We start from the raw sequence: 19554 nt of genomic DNA, 5'->3' as shown, positions 1-19554 counted from the left end.
AGAGCCCAAACATGCCCAGAACTGCCCTTGCCTCTGCGATCACTCTGGCCCTGGTCTTCGCCAGCGGCTCCGCGGCCGCGGCTACCGCCTATGTCTCCAACGAGAAGGACGACAGCATCAGCGTCATCGATCTCGACAAGATGGAGACCGTCGAGACGCTGCAGGTCGGAATGCGCCCGCGCGGCCTCACCCTCTCCCATGACAACAAGCTGCTCTACATCTGTGCCAGCGATTCGGACACCGTGCAGGTGATGGATCTGGCCACCCGCCAGATCATCAAGCAGCTGCCGTCCGGCGCGGACCCCGAGCAGTTCGCCCTGCACCCCAACAACAAGTGGCTGTACATCTCCAACGAGGACGATGCGCTGGTCACCGTGGTCGATGTCGACAAGGAAGAGGTGCTCGCGCAGATCGATGTCGGCGTCGAGCCGGAGGGCATGGCGGTCAGCCCGGACGGCAAATGGGCAGTCAACACCAGCGAAACCACCAACATGCTGCACTGGATCGACACCAGTACCAACCAGCTGGTGGACAACACGCTAGTAGACCAGCGCCCTCGCCACGTCGAGTTCACCAAGGACAGCAAGCTGCTCTGGGCCTCGGCCGAGATCGGCGGAACGGTCAGCGTGGTGGACGTGGACAAGCGCGAAATCCTCAAGACCCTGACCTTCAAGATCAAGGGCGTGCACCCGGACAAGGTTCAACCGGTGGGTATCAAGCTCACTTCCGACGGCAAATACGCCTTCATCGCACTGGGCCCGGCCAACCACATCGCAGTCGTCGATGCGAAGACCTACGAGGTGCTGGACTATCTGCTGGTCGGTCGACGCGTCTGGCACATGGCGTTCAACCCCGACGAGAGCCTCCTGCTGACCACCAACGGCGTCAGCGGTGACGTCTCGGTGATCGATGTGGCCAAGCTGAAGGTCACCAAGTCGATCAAGGTCGGTCGCTACCCCTGGGGTGTGGTGGTCACGCCATGAGCGCGCTGGAGGTCAGCGACGTGGCCTTCGCCTATGGCGCGCGACGTGCGCTGGACGGTGTCAGTTTCGCCGCCGCCAAAGGGAGATTCACCGCACTGCTGGGGCCGAACGGCGCGGGCAAGTCGACATTGATCGCCCTGCTCACGCGCCTGTACGACCTGCAACGGGGGCAGATCCGCATCGCCGGTTTCGGCCTGCGCGAGGCGCCGCGCCAGGCGCTCGCCCGCCTCGGCGTGGTGTTCCAGCAGAGCACGCTGGACCTGGACCTGACTGTCGAGCAGAACCTGCGCTACCACGCCGCCCTGCACGGCATGCCGCGGGCCTTGGCGAATGAACGCATCGAACTCGAGCTGCAGCGCCAACAGCTCGGCGAATGGCGCCGCAGCAAGGTGCGTGAACTCAACGGCGGTCACCGCCGACGCGTCGAGATCGCCCGCGCGTTGCTGCATCGCCCCGAGTTGCTGTTGCTCGACGAGGCCAGTGCAGGCCTCGACCCTGCGAGCCGCCAGGCACTCAACCAGCATGTGCGAGCGCTCTGCCGTGACGAGGGCATGAGCGTGCTCTGGACCACTCACCTGCTCGATGAGGTCCAGGCCGATGACGATCTGCTGGTGCTCAATCGCGGCCGTCTGGTCGCTCAGGGCAGCGTGGCGAGCCTCGCCCTCGATGGCGAGGATCTGGCAGCGAGCTTTGCACGGCTGACCGGGAGCGACGCGCAAGGCGCAGGGCTCGATGGAGCAGCACATCGGTCCGCAGCCATGCCGCCGAAAACACCCGAGCCCCCTGGCGAAAGCACGGGGCTCGCCTCTGGAGCGAAACACTCATGACGGCCTATTGGGAATGCCTGCGTGGCATCGTCCTGCGCGAGTGGCTGCGTTTCGTCCAGCAGCGCTCGCGCTTTCTCAGCGCGCTGGTGCGCCCGCTACTCTGGCTGGTGGTGTTCGCCGCCGGCTTTCGCGCGGCACTGGGCATCGCCATCATCGAACCGTACGACACCTACATCACCTACGAGACCTACATCGTGCCGGGGCTGGCCTGCATGATCCTGCTGTTCAACGGCATGCAGGGCTCGCTGTCGATGGTCTACGACCGCGAGATGGGCAGCATGCGTGTCTTGCTGACGAGCCCGCTACCGCGCAGCTTCCTGCTCACCAGCAAGCTGCTGGCCACGGCGCTGATCTCACTGCTGCAGGTCTATGCCTTCCTCGCCATTGCCTGGTTCTACGGCGTGCAACCGCCGCCGCTGGGTCTGCTGGTCGCCCTGCCCGCCCTGCTGCTGGTGGCGCTGATGCTGAGTGCCCTGGGGTTGCTGCTGTCAAACGGCATCCGCCAGCTGGAGAACTTCGCCGGGGTCATGAATTTCGTGATCTTCCCCATGTTCTTCCTGTCCTCGGCGCTGTATCCGCTGTGGAAGATGCGCGAAGCCAGCGAATGGCTGTACTGGATCTGCGCCATCAACCCGTTCACCCATGCCGTGGAACTGGTGCGCAACGCCCTGTACCTGCGCCTGGCGCCTACTGCGTTGCTGGTGTGCCTCGGGCTGACCGTCATCTTCAGCCTGCTCGCAGTGCTCAGCTTCAACCCGCAGCACGCCGCGTTGCGCCGGTCGGCATGAGACGACTACTACTTTGGTACCGGTTCTCCCCTCCATCGTAGGATTTCAAAGACGTGGCCATTGTTCTGTAATCGACCCACCCAAACCCTAAGGAATACGGACTATGTTCAGGTCGCTGCTGCCCTTGCTGATCGCCGCGCTGCCTGGTTTCGGCATGTCCGTGACTGCCGTGGCCGAAGAGCAGCTCGCCCTGTTCTCTGCCGAGGGTTACCGCCAGACGCAATACCGCAGCCCGACGCCGGCAACCGCCGAGGGCGCGCAGACGCTGGATACCGCGGCACTCCAGGCATTGCTGGCAAAGGAGCCTGACGTGGTGCTGGTGGACGTCTATCGCAGTCAGTGGTTGGCTGGTCGCTTCGTCGACAGCGAGCCCCACGCCAACCTGCCGGGCAGCATCTGGCTGGCCAACACCGGCGATGGAAATCTGCAGCCCGAATGGGCAAGCTACTTCAGTGACAACCTGAAACGACTCAGCCAGGGCGATGCCGAGCGACCGCTGGTGTTCTACTGCCGCTCCGATTGCTGGCTGGGCTGGAACGCAACCAGGCGCGCCCATGCCTTGGGCTATAAACGCCTGTACTGGTATCGCGACGGGGTGGACGGCTGGGAGCAGGCGGGACTGCCGCTGCACCCGGCGACACCGGAGCCGCTGCCTGGCGACGACTGACCTACCGCGCGCGAGCACGCCCCACCATAATCACAACAAAGAGGTGACCGGCCTTGTACAAGATCCTGATTGCGGACGACCACCCGCTGTTCCGTGAAGCCATCCATAACGTCATCCGCGATGGCTTTCCCGACAGCGAAATCCTCGAGACTGCCGATCTCGACAGCGCGCTTGCCTTGACGCTGGAGCACGATGATCTCGATCTGGTGCTGCTGGACCTGAACATGCCCGGCATGCACGGGCTGAACGGCCTGATCAACCTGCGCAACGAGGCGCCGACCATTCCGGTGGTGATCGTCTCGGCCGAGCAGGACAAGCAGATCGTGCTGCAGGCGATCACCTATGGCGCGGTCGGCTTCATCACCAAGTCTTCACCACGTGCACAGATGACCGAAGCCATCGAGCAGATCCTCAATGGCAATGTCTACCTGCCGTCGGACATCATTCGCAGCCAGAAGAGCCCGAGCCGCCACTCGCACCACAGCGAGCCCTCCATCCCGCCGGAGCTGCTGCAGGCGCTGACGCGCAAGCAATTGCTGGTACTCGAGCGCATGACCAAGGGCGAGTTGAACAAGCAGATCGCCTACAACCTGGACATCGCCGAGACCACGGTAAAAGCCCACGTATCGGCGATCCTGCGCAAGCTCAACGTGCACAACCGGGTCCAGGCGATCCTTTCCGCCGGCGACATCGACTTCACCGCCTACCTGCGCCGCTGAACACGGCGCAGGCAGCAGCCAGCCCTATCGACCCGCCGCCTGCGCCCCTTCGAACCAGGCGAGCTTCTCGCGCAGCTGCACCACTTCGCCGACGATCAGCAGCGTCGGTGCCTGCACGTCTTCCTGTGCGATGCGCTCGGCCAGTGTCCCCAGCGTAGCTGTGAAGACACGCTGGTTGCTGGTGGTGCCCTGCTGCACCAGCGCGGCGGGTGTTTCCGCCGACCGTCCATGAGCGATCAGCTGCTGGCAGATCACCGGCAGCCCCACCAGCCCCATGTAGAACACCAGCGTCTGCGCCGGCGCGGCCAGCTCGGACCAGGGCAGATCGCAGCTGCCATCCTTGAGATGCCCGGTGACGAAACGTACCGACTGGGCATGGTCACGATGGGTCAGCGGAATACCGGCATAGGCCGCGCAGCCACTGGCAGCGGTGATACCCGGCACTACCTGGAACGGCACGCCATGTGCGGCCAGCTCTTCGATTTCCTCGCCACCGCGGCCGAAGATGAACGGGTCGCCGCCCTTCAGCCTGAGCACGCGCTTGCCCTGCTTGGCCAGTGTCACCAGCTGCTGGTTGATCTGCTTCTGCGGCACGGCATGATCCGCACGCTGCTTGCCGACGTAGATGCGATCGGCATCGCGCCGGCACAGGTCGATGATCGCCGGGGCGACCAGTCGGTCGTAAAGCACTACATCGGCCTGCTGCATCAGACGCAGGGCACGGAACGTCAACAGGTCCGGATCACCGGGACCGGCACCGACCAGATAAACCTCGCCCAGCGCCTTAGGCGCCGCGCCGGCAAGCTTCTCGGCCAACAGCCGTTCGGCCTCCGCGGTCCGCCCGGCCAGCGCCTGCTCGGCGATAGGCCCCTGAAACACCTCCTCCCAGAACACCCGCCGTTGCTGCACGTTGGCGAACCTGGCCTTGACCTGGGCACGAAACTGTTTTGCCAGCCCGGCCAGCTGACCGTAGGCTGCCGGGATCCAGGTCTCGATGCGCGCACGGATCAGCCGCGCCAGCACCGGTGCGTCGCCACCACTGGAAACGGCGACCACCAGCGGCGAGCGATCGACGATGGCCGGGAAGATCACGCTGCACAGCTGCGGCGAGTCGACCACGTTCACCGGAACGCCAAGCGCATTGGCATGCTGCGACACCGTAGCGTTCAGCGGTTCATCATCGGTCGCCGCGATGGCCAGCACACAACCCTGCAGATCCTGCCGGTCGTAACCGCGATCCAGGCATTCCCCAGCGCCCGCGTGCACCAGCTCGACCAACTGCGCCTCGATGCTCGGCGCCACCACCCGCAAGCGTGCCCCCGCGTCGCTCAGCAGTCGCGCCTTGCGCAGTGCGATCTCGCCGCCGCCGACGATCAGCACCGTGCGGCCCTTGAGGTTGTGGAACAGCGGGAGGTATTCCATGGGCGAATCCTGGGAGGTCGTTTGAGGTATGGGCATCACAGCCATTACGGCCGCGATGCCCCTTGTCGAAGATCAAGGATCCGGCCTGATGCCAGGACCGCGTTGACGCAGCGCGCCGAAGCCTCAGCCGATAACTTCGATGCCGCCCATGTACGGCTTCAGCACCTCGGGCACCAGAATGCGCCCGTCGGCCTGCTGGTAGTTCTCCAGCACGGCGACCAGCGTACGGCCGACCGCCAGGCCCGAGCCGTTGAGCGTATGGACCAGCTCCGGCTTTCCGGTTTCCGGATTGCGATAGCGCGCCTGCATGCGCCGCGCCTGGAAGTCACCGCAGTTGGAGCAGGAAGAAATCTCGCGGTACTTGTCCTGGCTCGGCACCCAGACTTCCAGGTCGTAGGTCTTGGTCGCGCCGAAGCCCATATCACCGGTGCACAGTGACAACACACGGTAAGGCAGCTCCAGCAACTGCAGCACCTTCTCGGCGTTGCCGGTCAGCTCTTCCAGCGCCTCGAAAGACTTCGACGGCTCGACGATCTGCACCATCTCGACCTTGTCGAACTGGTGCTGACGGATCATGCCGCGGGTATCGCGCCCGGAGGCGCCGGCCTCGCTGCGGAAACACGGCGTGTGGGCGACGAACTTCAGCGGCAGTTGCTTGGCATCGAGAATCTCGCCGGCCACGATGTTGGTCAGCGACACTTCTGCGGTCGGGATCAGGTAGAAGTCTGCCTCACCTTCGCGGCTGATCTTGAACAGATCGTCCTCGAACTTCGGCAGCTGACCAGTGCCCTGCAGCGCAGGCGCCTGCACCAGGTAGGGGGTATAGGCCTCTTCGTAGCCATGCTCACGGGTGTGCAGATCGATCATGAACTGCGCCAGGGCCCGATGCAGGCGGGCGATCGGCCCACGCATCAGGGCGAAGCGGGCGCCGGACAGCTTGGCGGCGGTTTCGAAATCCAGCCAACCGTGCTGCTCGCCCAGGGCGACATGATCCTGCACCGGGAAGTCGAAGGCCTTCGGCGTGCCCCAGCGGCGAACCTCGACGTTCTCTTCCTCGTCCGCACCGACCGGCACGGACTCGTGCGGCAGGTTGGGGATGCTCAGCATCAGCTGGTCCAGCTCACTCTGGATGCGGTCCAGCTCCTGCTTGCCGGATTCGAGTTCGCTGCCCATGCGATCCACATCGGCGAGCAACGGGGCGATGTCCTCACCGCGCTGCTTGGCCTGGCCGATGGACTTGGAACGCGCATTGCGCTCGGCCTGGAGTTGTTCGGTGCGGGTCTGCACGGTCTTGCGCTGGGCCTCCAGCGCTTCGATGCGCGCCACGTCCAGCTGGTAGCCACGGGTGGCCAGGCGGGCCGCCACGTCCTGTAGCTGAGTGCGTACCAGTTTCGAATCAAGCATGGTGGGTCTCGTCTGTGAAAGCTTGGATGAAGGGCGAAGAGGGAGCGAAGTTTACTGTGAACGGCCGTCGGTTCATAACCTGGCGAGCGCCAGACCCGCCCAGGCCGCGAGCAGACCACCGAGCACGCTGCCGCCGACGTAGGCGAAGGCAGTCGCCAGCTGGCCGCTTTCCAGCAGGCGCAGTGCATCCAGCGAAAAACTGGAGAACGTCGTGAGTGCGCCAAGAAAGCCGATGATCAGTGCACCACGCAGCTCCGGCGAAATATCCGGCCGGGCGAGAAAGGTGGCGTAGAGATAGCCGATCAGCAGGCAGCCCAGCAGGTTCACCGCCAGGGTGGCCAGATAGAAATGCCGCGGCCATTGGGCGCTGACCCAGGTCGCGAGCGCAAAGCGCAGCAGGGTTCCGATCACGCCGCCGCAGGCGACGGCGAAAGCCATGCGGATCATTCCTTTCTCCTTTGGATCGGGCTTTCGCGATCGAGTCGGGCGAGGTGCTCCAGCTTGTCGCGGATCTTGCTTTCCAGGCCGCGAGGCACAGGGTGGTAGTAGCGACGCGGCTCCATGGTCTCGGGAAAGTAATCCTCACCGGCGGCATAGGCGTCCGGCTCGTCATGGGCATAGCGGTACTCGTTGCCGTAGCCCAGCTCCTTCATCAGCCTGGTCGGCGCATTGCGCAGATGCAGCGGCACTTCCTGCGAGCCGTTTTCCGCCGCGTCGCGCATGGCCGCCTTGAACGCGGTATAGACCGCATTGCTCTTCGGCGCGCAAGCGAGATAGACGATCGCCTGCGCCACGGCCAGCTCCCCTTCCGGGCTGCCCAGGCGCTCCTGCACGTCCCACGCGTTCAGGCACAGCGGCAGCGCGCGGGGGTCGGCATTGCCGATTTCTTCGCTGGCCATGCGCACCACTCGGCGGGCGATGTACAGCGGGTCGCAGCCGCCATCGAGCATGCGCGCAAACCAGTACAGCGCAGCATCCGGATTCGAGCCGCGCACCGATTTGTGCAGCGCCGATATCTGGTCGTAGAAGGCCTCGCCACCCTTGTCGAAACGACGGCGACTGTCGCCCAGCAGATCCTGCAGCAGGTCGGTGCTGATGACGCCACTCTGCTCGGCCAGGTCGGAGGCGTTCTCCAGAAGATTCAGCAGCCGCCGCCCATCGCCATCCGCCGCCGCCAGCAGCATCTGGAAGCTCTCTTCCGGCAGCGTGAGATGGAGCTCGCCAAGGCCCTTGGGCTCGGTCAGCGCGCGCGTCACCAGCTTGCGCAAGGCCGCTTCGTCCAGGCTTTTCAGCACATAGACGCGGGCCCGCGAGAGCAAGGCGTTGTTGAGTTCGAAAGAGGGGTTTTCGGTCGTGGCGCCGATAAAAATCAGCGTGCCGTCTTCCACATAGGGCAGGAAGGCATCCTGCTGGGACTTGTTGAAGCGGTGCACTTCGTCGACGAACAGGATGGTCCGCCGGCCGTACTGCGCCGCCTGCTGCTTGGCGATCTCCACCGCCTGGCGAATCTCCTTGACCCCGGCGAGCACGGCGGAAACCGTCTCGAAATGGGCATCGGAAACCTTGGCCAAGAGCCGCGCCAGAGTGGTCTTGCCTACACCGGGTGGCCCCCAGAACACCATGGAATGCAGCGCGCCCTGCTCCAGCGCCTCGCGCAACGGCTTGCCGCGGGCAAGCAGATGTTCCTGCCCGACGTATTCGTCGAGGCTGGCTGCGCGCAGACGCGCGGCAAGTGGCTGGGCGACGGGTTCGCGGCTGAACAGGTCCATTGCCGGCAGGATTACCTCGATTGCAGCGGCCCGCCAGGCGGGCCCGCCGTGAAAAACGGATGCCGAACGCCGATCACTCGGCGATGACGTCGGCCCCTTCGGGAATCTCGAAGGTGAACAGGTCGGCCTTGAGCGGCTGATTCATCTTCACCCCCATGAAGAGGATATTGGTGCGCTGACCGACACTGTCGATCAGCTGCATGTCATTGATCACGCCACCGCGGAAGGACAGCCGCAGGTTGTCGAACAGGGTGTCCTTTGCCTTGGGCTTGAGGGTGAAGTCCACCACGTCCCCCGCCTCCTTGTGCGAGACCTCGAAGTTCTCGCTGATGGTGGAGACGTCGCCGGACAGCAGCAAAGCCGGTGTGTGTGTCAGGCGCTGATCGAGCTCCTGGATGGTGACCTGCTCGAGATCCGGGTCATACAGCCACACCTTCTTGCCATTGGACACCAACAGCTGCTCCATCGGCGCATCGGTGTGCCAGCGGAACTGGCCGGGACGCTTGAGCGCCAGCTCTCCGGAGGTCTCCTGCAGCTGGGTGCCACTGCCGTCGAGCGAGAGCTGCGAGAAGCGGCCAGTCAGGGTTTCGGCCTGGTTGAGCAGGCCGGTCAGGCGTTTGGTAGAAGCCGCCTGGTCGGCATGGGCCGGTGCCAGAGCGACCATCAGGACAGATGCACACAGCAAACGGATCAATTGCATGTAGCCCTCGAAGCGATTCAATCACGCATGGGTGGCGGCGCGATGACCTCGCGCGAGCCGTTGGTATTCATGGATGTCACCACGCCGGCCATTTCCATGGCCTCGATCATGCGTGCGGCGCGGTTGTAGCCGATCTTCAGCTTGCGCTGCACGGCGGAGATCGACGCGCGGCGGCTTTCGGTGACAAAGCGAACGGCCTCGTCGTACAGCGGGTCTTCCTCGCTGCCCTCGCCTCCACCTTCGCCACTACCGCCTTCGAAGCCGCTACCAGCCTCTTCCACGCCGGCCAGGATGTCCTCGATGTAGTCGGGCGCTCCGCGGGCCTTCCAGGCTTCGACCACACGATGCACCTCGTCATCGGAGACGAACGCACCATGCACGCGGATCGGCAGGCCGGTGCCCGGCGGCAGGTAGAGCATGTCACCGTGACCGAGCAGCTGCTCGGCGCCGCCCTGGTCGAGGATGGTGCGCGAGTCGATCTTGCTCGACACCTGGAAGGCCATGCGCGTCGGGATGTTGGCCTTGATCAGACCGGTGATCACGTCCACCGACGGACGCTGGGTGGCGAGAATCAGATGGATCCCCGCGGCCCGCGCTTTCTGCGCGATGCGGGCGATCAGCTCTTCGACCTTCTTGCCGACGATCATCATCATGTCGGCGAACTCGTCGACCACCACCACGATGGTCGGCAGGCTCTTCAGATAAGGCGGCTCGTCATCCATCGACTCGCGCTTGTACAGCGGGTCGTGCAGCGGCGTTCCGGCCTCTTCCGCTTCCTTGATCTTGCGGTTGAAGCCCGCCAGGTTGCGCACGCCCATGGCGGCCATCAGCTTGTAGCGCCGCTCCATCTCGGCCACGCTCCAGCGCAGCGCGTTGGCAGCCTCCTTCATGTCGGTGACCACTGGGCAAAGCAGGTGCGGAATGCCCTCGTAGATCGACAGCTCGAGCATCTTCGGGTCGATCATGATCAGTCGCGCCTCTTCCGGCGTCGACTTGAACAGAATCGACAGGATCATCGCATTGACCCCCACCGACTTACCGGAACCGGTGGTACCGGCCACCAGCAGGTGCGGCATCTTCGCCAGGTCGGCGATGACCGGTTTGCCGCCGATATCGTGACCGAGCGCCAGGGTGACCGGCGACTTGGCGTCGTCATAAGGCGCTGACGACAGCACCTCGGAGAAACGGACGATCTGCCGATCCTCGTTGGGAATCTCGATGCCCACGGTGGTCTTGCCAGGAATGACCTCGACCACGCGCACGCTGACCATGGCCATCGAACGCGCCAGGTCCTTGGCCAGATTGGAGATGCGGCTGACCTTGACGCCGGCCGCAGGCTGGATCTCGAAACGGGTAATCACCGGGCCTGGATGAACCGACTCGACCACCACCTCGACGCCGAACTCCTTGAGCTTGATCTCCAGCAGCCGCGACATGGCCTCGAGAGACTCCGGCGAATACTGCTTCTGCTGCTTCTCGGCTACATCGAGGATGGAAATCGGCGGCAGAGTGCCTTCGACCGCGGTGTCAACGAACAGCGGCGCCTGCTTCTCCTTGAGTACGCGCTTGCTCGGCTCGGCCGGTTTGGGCGGTGCGGGCGGTGTGATCACCGGGGCCGGGCGCTTCTCCAGCTCGCTCATGTGCTTGGCCAGTGCCTCGTCGCGCTCGATGATGCGCTCCTTGACCTTCGCCTGCTCGCGCCGGTCGCGCACCATCGGCGCGGCCACCTCGCTCACCACGTCGTCCGCCTCGCGCAGCTGTGCGACCAGCTGCTTGCGTTCGGCGCGGGCACTCCACCAGCGGCTGAAGAAGCTCTGGATCAGCTCCAGCAGGTCGAGCGTGATTTTGCCGGTGATGTCCATCACCTTGAACCAGGAAAGGTCGGTAAAGACCGTCAGCCCGAACAGGAAGAACGCCAGCAAGGCGAGCGTGCTGCCCTGCACGTTGAGCGTCTGCACCGCCAATTGGCCAAGGCTTTCGCCCAGCGCACCGCCTGAGGATGCCGGCAAGGCTTCGCCGCCCTGAAAATGGATATAGGCGAGTGCCGAACCGGACAGCACGAGAAACACCAAGCCGATCAGCCGCCAGGAAAACAGCCAGCCATTCCACACCCAGGGCTGGTGACGGGTGCGGAACACCTGCCAGGTCTTGACGCCCAGCAGCAGCGGGAAAAGGTATGCGAAGTAGCCCAGCGCCATGAACAGCACGTCGGCGAACCAGGCGCCCGCGCGCCCCGCGGCGTTGCGCACCTGATCGACGTTGCTCGTGTGGGTCCACCCCGGATCGCCCGGATCGTAGGTCAGCAGTGCCATCCACAGGTAGACGCAGAGCGCACCGAGCGCTATCAACGCGCCTTCCTTGAGGCGATAGTGCAATTGTTGTCGCCAGACAGTTGCCGGCGCGGTAGATGAGGAATTCTTCAAAACGCTTTCTTTCCTGCGCCTGCGGCGCGATGAACCGTAGTCAGCCAGAACCCCGGCATTGTACGGGTTTGTCGATTCGATGGCATGCGGGTTCCGCGGCGGCTTGGGCTTTTGCCGATGCTTCGGTGTAGCATAAACGCCCGATTTCCCGGCGCGGCTCGACTGGAGCACGCTTCTCTATTTGCAACAAAGGCTTATGAGGGCTTTTTATGAGTGAAGTCAAGCATTCGCGTCTGATCATCCTCGGCTCGGGCCCGGCCGGTTATACCGCTGCGGTATACGCTGCCCGCGCCAACCTGAAGCCACTGATGATCACCGGCATCCAGCCCGGCGGCCAGCTGACCACCACCACCGAGGTCGACAACTGGCCTGGCGACGTTGAAGGCCTGACCGGCCCGGATCTGATGGTGCGCATGCAGAAACACGCCGAGCGCTTCGACACCGAGATCGTCTTCGATCACATTCATACAGCCGAGTTGCAGCAGCGCCCGTTCACCTTGCGCGGTGACAGCGGCGTCTACACCTGCGATGCGCTGATCATCGCAACAGGCGCTTCGGCGCAGTATCTCGGCCTGCCCTCCGAAGAAGCGTTCGCCGGTCGCGGCGTATCCGCCTGCGCCACCTGTGACGGCTTCTTCTACCGCAACCAGGTGGTCGCGGTGATCGGTGGCGGCAATACCGCGGTCGAGGAGGCGCTGTACCTGTCCAACATCGCCAAGGAAGTCCACCTGATCCACCGCCGCGACAAGCTCCGCTCGGAGAAAATCCTGCAGGACAAGATCATGGACAAGGCGACCAACGGCAACATTCGCCTGCACTGGAACCACACCCTCGAGGAAGTGCTCGGCGACGCCAGCGGCGTGACCGGCGTTCGCCTCAAGAGCACCCTCACTGGTGAAGAGAACACGCTGGACCTCGCGGGCGTATTCATCGCCATCGGCCACAAGCCGAACACCGAGCTGTTCCAGGGCCAGCTGGAAATGAAGGATGGCTACCTGAAGATCCGCGGCGGCGGTGAAGGCGATGCCACCTGCACCAGCATTCCCGGAGTGTTCGCCGCAGGCGATGTGGCCGACCACGTCTATCGCCAGGCCATCACCTCGGCAGGCGCCGGCTGCATGGCGGCACTGGATGCCGAGAAGTACCTGGACAATTGATCCCAGGCGGGCTTCGGCCCGCCCTCCCCTACCCTGCGTGCCGACATGCTGACCTGGCTAAAGCGCGACGACCTCAGCTTTCCTCCCCTCGAAACGGCTCTGAGCGAACCCAACGGCCTGCTTGCCGCTGGCGGCGACTTGCGGCCCGAGCGACTCCTGGCTGCCTACCGCCACGGCTGTTTCCCCTGGTACCAGGAAGGCCAACCCCTGTTGTGGTGGTCGCCCGATCCGCGCACGGTGCTCTTTCCTGACGAGCTGCATGTATCGCGCAGTCTGCGCAAGCGCATGCGCCACGGCGACTATCGGGTGACCTTCGACAAGGCCTTTGCCGAGGTCATCCAGGGATGCGCCAGCCCGCGGAGCTACGCCGACGGCACCTGGATCACGACACCGATGCAAGACGCTTATGTCAGGCTGCACGAGATGGGCGTCGCTCACTCGGTGGAAGTCTGGCAGCAAGGGCAACTCGTCGGCGGACTCTACGGCCTCGCAATGGGTGAGCTATTTTTCGGCGAGTCGATGTTCAGCCGCGCCACCGATGCGTCCAAGGTCGGATTCGTCACTCTGGTGGAACGGCTGCGCGAATGGGGCTTCGCATTGATCGACTGCCAGATGCCGACCCGCCACCTGGAGAGCTTCGGCGCTCGCAGCATCCCACGCGCGGCGTTCGCCGAGGCACTCGCAGTGCATCTGGATCGCCCCAGCGCAGCCGACTGGCGCGCCTAGTCGACCGCGGTAAGCTGGCCTACACTGGGTTCATGATTTCTGAGAGTTGACCATGACTTCACTGGCTCGCCTCAAGTTCTACGCCACCCAGCCCCACGCTTGCAGCTACCTGCCCGACGAACAGGCCACCACCTTGTTCCTCGATCCAAGCCAACCAATGGACGTGCAGGTGTATGCGGAGCTTTCGGAGATGGGCTTTCGTCGCAGCGGGGACCATCTGTATCGCCCCCACTGCCAGCGCTGCTCGGCCTGCATTCCGGCCCGCATCCCGGTGAATGCACCGGAACTCAGTCGCCAACAGAAGCGTATCCTCAAGCGCAACGCCGACCTGCAAGTCCGCGGCGTCCGCCCGGCGTTCAGCGAAGAGCTGTATGCGCTCTATGCCAACTACATCGAGAAACGCCACGCCGATGGCGACATGTATCCACCCAGCCGCGAGCAGTTCAACACCTTCCTGGTACGCGACCTACCATTCTCCCGCTTCTACGAGTTCCGCCTGGATGGCAGGCTGCTGGCTGTCGCCGTCACGGACGTGCTACCCAACGGACTGTCCGCCGTGTACACCTTCTATGATCCGGACGAGGAACGGCGCAGCCTGGGGCGCTATGCGATTCTCTGGCAGATGGGAGAAGCAGCACGCCTTGGCCTGAAGGCCGTCTATCTCGGCTATTGGATCAAGAACTGCCGAAAGATGAACTACAAGACCGAATATCGGCCCATCGAACTTCTGGTCAACCAGCGCTGGGTGACGCTCAGCTGAAGTCCTTGGCTCATCGACCCATTTCGGGCACAATGCTTGCCGCTTTTGCCCGTGCATCTACGCGGGCCAATTATCTGGATACCGAGGACTTTACTGAATGTCGAAAGAAGACAGCTTCGAAATGGAAGGTACTGTCGTCGACACCCTGCCCAACACCATGTTTCGCGTGGAGTTGGAAAACGGGCACGTCGTTACTGCGCACATCTCCGGAAAGATGCGCAAGAACTACATCCGGATTCTTACCGGTGACAAGGTTCGCGTGGAGCTGACCCCCTACGATCTGAGCAAGGGTCGCATCACCTACCGCGCCCGCTAAGCGAGCCGCGAGAAAAAACGCCCGGTCTTACCGGGCTTTTTTGTTTGCGCCTATCATCGCGTACCGTCAGCACACCGCACAAACGAAAACGCCCGGCAAAAGCCGGGCGTTCGTTGAACGGCCGTCAGGCCAGTTCGGCAGCGGTTTCGAATTCGAAGAACGGCTCGCCGTCACGAATATCGATATGCACCACACCGCCGTGCTCGGCCAGCTCTCCGAACAGGATCTCCTCAGCCAGAGGCCGCTTGATCTTGTCCTGAATCAGCCTGGCCATCGGCCGTGCACCCATCTGGGCGTCATAGCCGTGCTCTGCCAGCCAACCACGGGCAGCATCCGACACTTCCAGCGTCACGTGCTTGTCCTCCAGCTGCGCCTGCAGCTCGATCAGGAACTTGTCGACGATGCTCTTGATGACGTCATGGCTCAGGCGGCCGAACTGGATGATGGTATCCAGGCGGTTGCGGAACTCCGGCGTGAAGCTCTTCTTGATGACTTCCATGGCATCGGACGCATGATCCTGCAGGGTGAAGCCGATAGAAGCCCGCGCTGCGGTTTCTGCCCCCGCATTGGTGGTCATGATGATGATCACATTGCGGAAGTCGGCCTTGCGCCCGTTGTTGTCGGTGAGCGTGCCGTGATCCATCACCTGCAGCAGGAGGTTGAAGACCTCAGGGTGAGCCTTCTCGATTTCATCCAGCAGCAGCACGCAATGCGGCTGCTTGGTGATGGCCTCGGTCAACAGACCGCCCTGGTCGAATCCGACATATCCGGGAGGTGCACCGATCAGACGCGACACCGTGTGCCGCTCCATGTACTCGGACATGTCGAAGCGGATCAGCTCGACCCCCAGCGCCCGGGCCAACTGGCGTGCGGCTTCGGTCTTGCCTACCCCTGTCGGGCCGGCGAAGAGGAAGGAGCCCACCGGTTTGTCCGGTGCCTTTAGCCCTGCACGGGACAGCTTGATGGCGGTGGCCAGCGAATCGATCGCATCGTCCTGGCCGAACACCGTGAGCTTCAGATCGCGCTCGAGGTTACGCAGCAATTCCTTGTCGGAGCTGCTGACGTGCTTCGGGGGAATCCGCGCAATCTTCGCCACGATGTCCTCGACCTGCTCGACATCGATGCACTTGACCCGCTGCCCTTCGGGCTGCAGACGCTGATAGGCGCCGGCCTCGTCGATCACGTCGATGGCCTTGTCCGGCATATGGCGATCATTGATGTAGCGCGAGGCCAACTCCGCCGCGGCGCGCAATGCCTCGTCGCTGTACTCGATGTTGTGATGCTGCTCGAAACGCCCCTTGAGCCCGCGCAGGATGCCGATGGTGTCCTCCACCGAAGGCTCGGTGACGTCGACCTTCTGGAAACGCCGCGCCAATGCGCGGTCTTTCTCGAAGATGCCGCGGAACTCCTGAAACGTGGTGGAGCCGATGCAGCGGATCTCGCCGGACGACAACAGCGGCTTCAGCAGGTTGGACGCGTCCATGACGCCGCCGGATGCCGCGCCAGCCCCGATGATGGTATGGATCTCGTCGATGAACAGGATGGCGTGGGGCCGCTTGCGCAGCTCGCCGAGCAGCGCCTTGAAACGTTTCTCGAAGTCGCCGCGGTACTTGGTACCGGCCAGCAGCGCACCAAGATCCAGCGAATACACGACGCTATCGCTCAGCAGATCGGGTACCTGATTATCGACGATCCGCTTCGCCAGCCCTTCGGCGATAGCCGTCTTGCCGACGCCCGCCTCACCGACCAGCAGAGGGTTGTTCTTGCGACGCCGCGCCAGGATCTGTGCGACCCGCTCGACCTCGTGCTCGCGGCCGACCAGCGGATCGATCCGCCCCTGCCGGGCCAGCTCGTTCAGGTTGCTGGCATAGGCGTCCAGAGGATTGCTGGAAGCACCCGCCTCGCTGCCGTCCTCGTCCTGCATGTCGGCATCGTTCTCTGGACTGCCGGAATTTCCGGGGACCTTGGAAATGCCATGAGCGATGTAATTGACGACATCGATACGCGCAACGTTCTGTTGCTTGAGCAGGAAAACCGCCTGGCTTTCCTGCTCGCTGAAGATGGCGACCAAGACATTGGCACCGGTGACTTCACGCTTGCCAGAGCTCTGCACATGGAATACGGCACGTTGCAGAACTCGCTGGAACCCCAGGGTTGGCTGGGTTTCGCGCTCTTCATCGTGCTGTGGGATAAGTGGTGTGGTGGAATCAATGAATTCCTGCAGGTCGTGCCGGAGCTTGTCCAGGCTCGCCCCGCAGGCCCGCAGTACGGTAGCAGCCGCTTCATTGTCCAGTAGGGCCAACAGGAGGTGTTCAACCGTCATGAACTCATGACGTTTGGTACGTGCCTCTTTGAAAGCCAGATTCAGAGTGACTTCGAGCTCACGGTTCAACATAGCTTTCACCTCTTCCCCAGCAGTCGGAGTTAACCGTCCTTCTCGATCTCACAAAGCAGCGGGTGCTGGCATTCCCTTGCATATTGATTCACTTGCATTGCTTTGGTTTCGGCGACGTCGCGGGTATACACACCACAGACGGCCTGCCCCTCGGTATGGACGGCCAGCATGATCTTGGTGGCCTGCTCCCTGCTGTGATTGAAAATGCCTTCCAGTACCTCGACGACGAAATCCATCGGCGTGTAGTCGTCATTGAACATGACAACTTTATACATCGGTGGTGCCTTCAGCTGCGGCTTGGCCTCTTCAACAGCCAGGCCAGACGCATCGTCTCCGTCCTCCAGAGGCCGATCCTGATTGAATGTTAGTCGAATCTGAGCAAATGCATGCATGCGCATAACGGTTCTAGGTCGTGGCGCGGGGGCCAGATAAATATGGACAGCTTCGCAGCCAGCTGACGAGTCGCCTTGACTATCGGCAAAACGGTGATACAAACAGTAAGTGCCTACAAGGGCAAACGGGTTGCGCAACATGAGGCCTCGGGCTGCATAAGCGCGGAATGAAATGGATGTTACTCCAGTAATGGACTCCTTTGCAGAGGGATAACAGCATGCTAAGCGGTAAGGTCAAGTGGTTCAACAACGCCAAAGGCTACGGCTTCATCGTAGCAGACGGCGGCGATGAGGACCTGTTCGCCCACTACTCGGCCATCCAGATGGAAGGCTACAGAACTCTGAAAGCTGGGCAAGCGGTCATGTTCAATATCCTGCAGGGTCCGAAAGGCCTCCACGCAACCGACATCCGGCCTCAGCAAGCCGTGTCCGAAGCGACGACTCCTGCCGCTGCCCAGGGTGCTTCCACGGTCGACGCCTGACGTCCTGCGGGAGCGAACAAAAAAGGCCGATCAATCGATCGGCCTTTTTACCCACTTGCTTACATGTGGCTGATCATGGCGTCGCCGAACTGCGAGCATGACATCAGCTGCGCGCCTTCCATCAGTCGCTCGAAGTCGTAGGTGACCGTCTTGGCAGCAATGGCGCCTTCGGTGCCCTTGATGATCAGATCGGCCGCTTCGACCCATCCCATGTGGCGCAGCATCATTTCGGCCGAAAGGATCAGCGAACCCGGGTTGACCTTGTCCTGACCGGCATACTTGGGCGCCGTGCCATGGGTCGCCTCGAACATCGCCACCGTGTCGGACAGGTTGGCACCCGGAGCGATACCGATACCTCCAACCTCAGCCGCCAAGGCGTCGGATAGGTAGTCGCCATTCAGGTTGAGCGTGGCGATGACATCGTATTCGGCCGGACGCAGCAGAATCTGCTGCAGCATGGCGTCGGCGATGGCGTCCTTGACCACGATGTTCTTGCCGGTATTGGGGTTCTTGAACTGCATCCAGGGTCCACCATCGAGCAACTCTGCGCCGAACTCGTCGCGAGCGACTTCGTAGCCCCACTCCTTGAAAGCACCCTCGGTGAATTTCATGATGTTGCCCTTGTGGACGAAGGTGACCGAGTCACGATCATTGTCCACGGCATACTGTAGCGCCTTGCGAACCAGACGCTTGGTACCTTCCAGCGAGACGGGCTTAATGCCGATGCCACAGTTCTCGGTGAAGCGGATCTTTTTGACGCCCATTTCCTCGGTGAGGAACTTGATGACCTTCTCCGCCTCAGGGGAGCCGGCTTTCCACTCGACACCGGCGTAAATATCTTCGGAGTTCTCGCGGAAGATCACCATGTCCACATCGCCTGGGTTCTTCACGGGGCTCGGAACGCCAGTGAACCAGCGAACCGGGCGCTGGCAGACATAGAGGTCCAGTTCCTGACGCAGCGCAACGTTCAGCGAACGGATACCGCCTCCAACCGGCGTGGTCAGCGGTCCTTTGATGGACACCACATAATCGCGAACCGCTTCCAGTGTTTCCTTCGGCAGCCAGGTGTCCTGGTCATAGACCTGAGTGGCTTTCTCGCCAGCATAGATTTCCATCCAGGCGATCTTGCGCTTGCCGCCGTAGGCCTTCTGCACGGCTGCGTCCACGACCTTGATCATCACCGGGCTGATGTCAACGCCGATGCCGTCCCCCTCTATATAAGGAATGATCGGATTGTCGGGAACGTTCAGGGTGTTATCGGCATTGACGGTGATTTTGTCACCGCTGGCTGGCACCTGGATCTTTTGGTATCCCATGCTGGACTCCGTCTTCGTGGTTAGACATCGATCGTCGTTTGAGGGTAACCCACTCGAATCGCCTGAAACTACATGTTCGTTCGTCGTATGCGCAATGCCGTTCTGCCAGAGGGGGGCTCGATGGTATACTGCCGCGATGACTCACAAGTCATAAGGGACGAGCCTGTACCAGACCCGCCTCTTGAACCCTGACGCTGCCACCGCGGCTCGGCGGTTCAAACGCTCGACACTCTATTGGTGCATCCATCATCACCGCGGCGAATCCCCTTCTGGCTCGACTACTAGATGGAGAGTCAGGGCGCCTACCC

The 19554-nt window shown here is 62.7% G+C and carries 19 protein-coding genes; 10 read left to right on the top strand and 9 right to left on the bottom strand.

Annotated features, from left to right (window positions below):
* Nucleotides 1–11 precede the first annotated feature (11 nt).
* The 5 genes from VF716_RS04180 (at nucleotide 12) to VF716_RS04160 (ending at nucleotide 3984) form a co-directional block, all read left to right on the top strand.
* Nucleotides 12–983, top strand: coding sequence for a YVTN family beta-propeller repeat protein (locus VF716_RS04180; RefSeq protein WP_017243934.1), 972 nt, complete (start codon nucleotides 12–14; stop codon nucleotides 981–983).
* Entirely contained in the window at nucleotides 980–1810 is an 831-nt protein-coding gene (locus VF716_RS04175; protein ID WP_095460157.1) for an ABC transporter ATP-binding protein, read from the top strand. Before VF716_RS04180 ends, VF716_RS04175 begins: the two co-directional genes overlap by 4 nt.
* Entirely contained in the window at nucleotides 1807–2598 is a 792-nt protein-coding gene (locus VF716_RS04170; protein WP_014596812.1) for an ABC transporter permease, read from the top strand. Before VF716_RS04175 ends, VF716_RS04170 begins: the two co-directional genes overlap by 4 nt.
* Before the next feature lie 103 nt (nucleotides 2599–2701).
* Nucleotides 2702–3265: a PQQ-dependent catabolism-associated CXXCW motif protein gene (locus tag VF716_RS04165; protein ID WP_014596813.1), complete on the top strand. Its 564-nt coding sequence runs from the start codon at nucleotides 2702–2704 to the stop codon at nucleotides 3263–3265.
* A gap of 53 nt (nucleotides 3266–3318) precedes the next feature.
* Nucleotides 3319–3984 (top strand): response regulator transcription factor, encoded by a 666-nt coding sequence (locus VF716_RS04160; protein WP_095460158.1) that lies wholly within the window; start codon nucleotides 3319–3321, stop codon nucleotides 3982–3984.
* Nucleotides 3985–4008: 24 nt separating this feature from the next.
* Here the strand turns inward: VF716_RS04160 and cysG are convergent, their stop codons facing one another.
* From cysG to ftsK, 6 genes are all read right to left on the bottom strand, one after another.
* Nucleotides 4009–5406: a siroheme synthase CysG gene (gene cysG / locus VF716_RS04155; protein WP_095460159.1), complete on the bottom strand. Its 1398-nt coding sequence runs from the start codon at nucleotides 5404–5406 to the stop codon at nucleotides 4009–4011.
* A gap of 123 nt (nucleotides 5407–5529) precedes the next feature.
* Nucleotides 5530–6810 (bottom strand): serine--tRNA ligase, encoded by a 1281-nt coding sequence (serS, locus tag VF716_RS04150; protein WP_014596816.1) that lies wholly within the window; start codon nucleotides 6808–6810, stop codon nucleotides 5530–5532.
* 72 nt (nucleotides 6811–6882) lie between these two features.
* On the bottom strand, nucleotides 6883–7257 hold the full coding sequence (gene crcB, locus VF716_RS04145; RefSeq protein WP_014596817.1) for a fluoride efflux transporter CrcB: 375 nt from the start codon (nucleotides 7255–7257) through the stop codon (nucleotides 6883–6885).
* Nucleotides 7254–8579, bottom strand: coding sequence for a replication-associated recombination protein A (locus tag VF716_RS04140; RefSeq protein WP_095460160.1), 1326 nt, complete (start codon nucleotides 8577–8579; stop codon nucleotides 7254–7256). Before VF716_RS04140 ends, crcB begins: the two co-directional genes overlap by 4 nt.
* A 73-nt stretch (nucleotides 8580–8652) precedes the next feature.
* Complete coding sequence (gene lolA, locus VF716_RS04135; protein WP_003298841.1) at nucleotides 8653–9279, bottom strand: outer membrane lipoprotein chaperone LolA; 627 nt, start codon at nucleotides 9277–9279, stop codon at nucleotides 8653–8655.
* 17 nt (nucleotides 9280–9296) lie between these two features.
* Nucleotides 9297–11702, bottom strand: coding sequence for a DNA translocase FtsK (ftsK, locus tag VF716_RS04130; protein WP_013982937.1), 2406 nt, complete (start codon nucleotides 11700–11702; stop codon nucleotides 9297–9299).
* A 209-nt stretch (nucleotides 11703–11911) separates the two neighbouring features.
* Between ftsK and trxB the strand changes: the two genes are divergently transcribed.
* The 4 genes from trxB to infA all read left to right on the top strand — a co-directional run bounded on the left by trxB (nucleotide 11912) and on the right by infA (nucleotide 14661).
* A complete protein-coding gene (gene trxB / locus VF716_RS04125; protein ID WP_095460161.1) occupies nucleotides 11912–12859 on the top strand; it encodes a thioredoxin-disulfide reductase in 948 nt (315 codons plus the stop codon).
* A 45-nt stretch (nucleotides 12860–12904) separates the two neighbouring features.
* Nucleotides 12905–13585, top strand: coding sequence for a leucyl/phenylalanyl-tRNA--protein transferase (gene aat, locus VF716_RS04120; RefSeq protein ID WP_095460162.1), 681 nt, complete (start codon nucleotides 12905–12907; stop codon nucleotides 13583–13585).
* Between the two features lie 52 nt (nucleotides 13586–13637).
* On the top strand, nucleotides 13638–14345 hold the full coding sequence (locus VF716_RS04115) for an arginyltransferase (RefSeq protein WP_011913422.1): 708 nt from the start codon (nucleotides 13638–13640) through the stop codon (nucleotides 14343–14345).
* Nucleotides 14346–14442: 97 nt separating this feature from the next.
* A complete protein-coding gene (infA, locus tag VF716_RS04110; protein WP_002553999.1) occupies nucleotides 14443–14661 on the top strand; it encodes a translation initiation factor IF-1 in 219 nt (72 codons plus the stop codon).
* Between the two features lie 124 nt (nucleotides 14662–14785).
* Here infA and clpA read toward each other — a convergent pair whose 3' ends face one another.
* Complete coding sequence (gene clpA / locus VF716_RS04105) at nucleotides 14786–17056, bottom strand: ATP-dependent Clp protease ATP-binding subunit ClpA (RefSeq protein ID WP_011913423.1); 2271 nt, start codon at nucleotides 17054–17056, stop codon at nucleotides 14786–14788.
* 29 nt (nucleotides 17057–17085) lie between these two features.
* Nucleotides 17086–17448 (bottom strand): ATP-dependent Clp protease adapter ClpS, encoded by a 363-nt coding sequence (gene clpS / locus VF716_RS04100; RefSeq protein ID WP_026006451.1) that lies wholly within the window; start codon nucleotides 17446–17448, stop codon nucleotides 17086–17088.
* A 218-nt stretch (nucleotides 17449–17666) separates the two neighbouring features.
* Between clpS and cspD the strand changes: the two genes are divergently transcribed.
* On the top strand, nucleotides 17667–17930 hold the full coding sequence (gene cspD, locus VF716_RS04095; protein ID WP_013982942.1) for a cold shock domain-containing protein CspD: 264 nt from the start codon (nucleotides 17667–17669) through the stop codon (nucleotides 17928–17930).
* Nucleotides 17931–17989: 59 nt separating this feature from the next.
* On the opposite strand, the gene icd is transcribed toward cspD, so the two are convergent.
* Nucleotides 17990–19246, bottom strand: coding sequence for an NADP-dependent isocitrate dehydrogenase (gene icd, locus VF716_RS04090; protein ID WP_011913426.1), 1257 nt, complete (start codon nucleotides 19244–19246; stop codon nucleotides 17990–17992).
* Nucleotides 19247–19554 lie beyond the last annotated feature (308 nt).

The sequence above is a fragment of the Stutzerimonas sp. Brlt_14 genome (assembly GCF_051948915.1).
GTDB lineage: Bacteria > Pseudomonadota > Gammaproteobacteria > Pseudomonadales > Pseudomonadaceae > Stutzerimonas > Stutzerimonas stutzeri.
This window is presented reverse-complemented; position numbering and strand designations above follow the sequence as displayed.

What these genes read in the sequence shown, in the direction of transcription:
- VF716_RS04180 (WP_017243934.1), top strand. Translation starts at nt 12, where the DNA reads ATGCCCAGAACTGCCCTTGCCTCTGCGATCACTCTGGCCCTGGTCTTC.
- VF716_RS04175 (WP_095460157.1), top strand. Translation starts at nt 980, where the DNA reads ATGAGCGCGCTGGAGGTCAGCGACGTGGCCTTCGCCTATGGCGCGCGA.
- VF716_RS04170 (WP_014596812.1), top strand. Translation starts at nt 1,807, where the DNA reads ATGACGGCCTATTGGGAATGCCTGCGTGGCATCGTCCTGCGCGAGTGG.
- VF716_RS04165 (WP_014596813.1), top strand. Translation starts at nt 2,702, where the DNA reads ATGTTCAGGTCGCTGCTGCCCTTGCTGATCGCCGCGCTGCCTGGTTTC.
- cysG (WP_095460159.1), bottom strand. Translation starts at nt 5,406, where the DNA reads ATGGAATACCTCCCGCTGTTCCACAACCTCAAGGGCCGCACGGTGCTG.
- serS (WP_014596816.1), bottom strand. Translation starts at nt 6,810, where the DNA reads ATGCTTGATTCGAAACTGGTACGCACTCAGCTACAGGACGTGGCGGCC.
- crcB (WP_014596817.1), bottom strand. Translation starts at nt 7,257, where the DNA reads ATGATCCGCATGGCTTTCGCCGTCGCCTGCGGCGGCGTGATCGGAACC.
- VF716_RS04140 (WP_095460160.1), bottom strand. Translation starts at nt 8,579, where the DNA reads ATGGACCTGTTCAGCCGCGAACCCGTCGCCCAGCCACTTGCCGCGCGT.
- lolA (WP_003298841.1), bottom strand. Translation starts at nt 9,279, where the DNA reads ATGCAATTGATCCGTTTGCTGTGTGCATCTGTCCTGATGGTCGCTCTG.
- trxB (WP_095460161.1), top strand. Translation starts at nt 11,912, where the DNA reads ATGAGTGAAGTCAAGCATTCGCGTCTGATCATCCTCGGCTCGGGCCCG.
- aat (WP_095460162.1), top strand. Translation starts at nt 12,905, where the DNA reads ATGCTGACCTGGCTAAAGCGCGACGACCTCAGCTTTCCTCCCCTCGAA.
- VF716_RS04115 (WP_011913422.1), top strand. Translation starts at nt 13,638, where the DNA reads ATGACTTCACTGGCTCGCCTCAAGTTCTACGCCACCCAGCCCCACGCT.
- infA (WP_002553999.1), top strand. Translation starts at nt 14,443, where the DNA reads ATGTCGAAAGAAGACAGCTTCGAAATGGAAGGTACTGTCGTCGACACC.
- clpA (WP_011913423.1), bottom strand. Translation starts at nt 17,056, where the DNA reads ATGTTGAACCGTGAGCTCGAAGTCACTCTGAATCTGGCTTTCAAAGAG.
- clpS (WP_026006451.1), bottom strand. Translation starts at nt 17,448, where the DNA reads ATGCATGCATTTGCTCAGATTCGACTAACATTCAATCAGGATCGGCCT.
- cspD (WP_013982942.1), top strand. Translation starts at nt 17,667, where the DNA reads ATGCTAAGCGGTAAGGTCAAGTGGTTCAACAACGCCAAAGGCTACGGC.
- icd (WP_011913426.1), bottom strand. Translation starts at nt 19,246, where the DNA reads ATGGGATACCAAAAGATCCAGGTGCCAGCCAGCGGTGACAAAATCACC.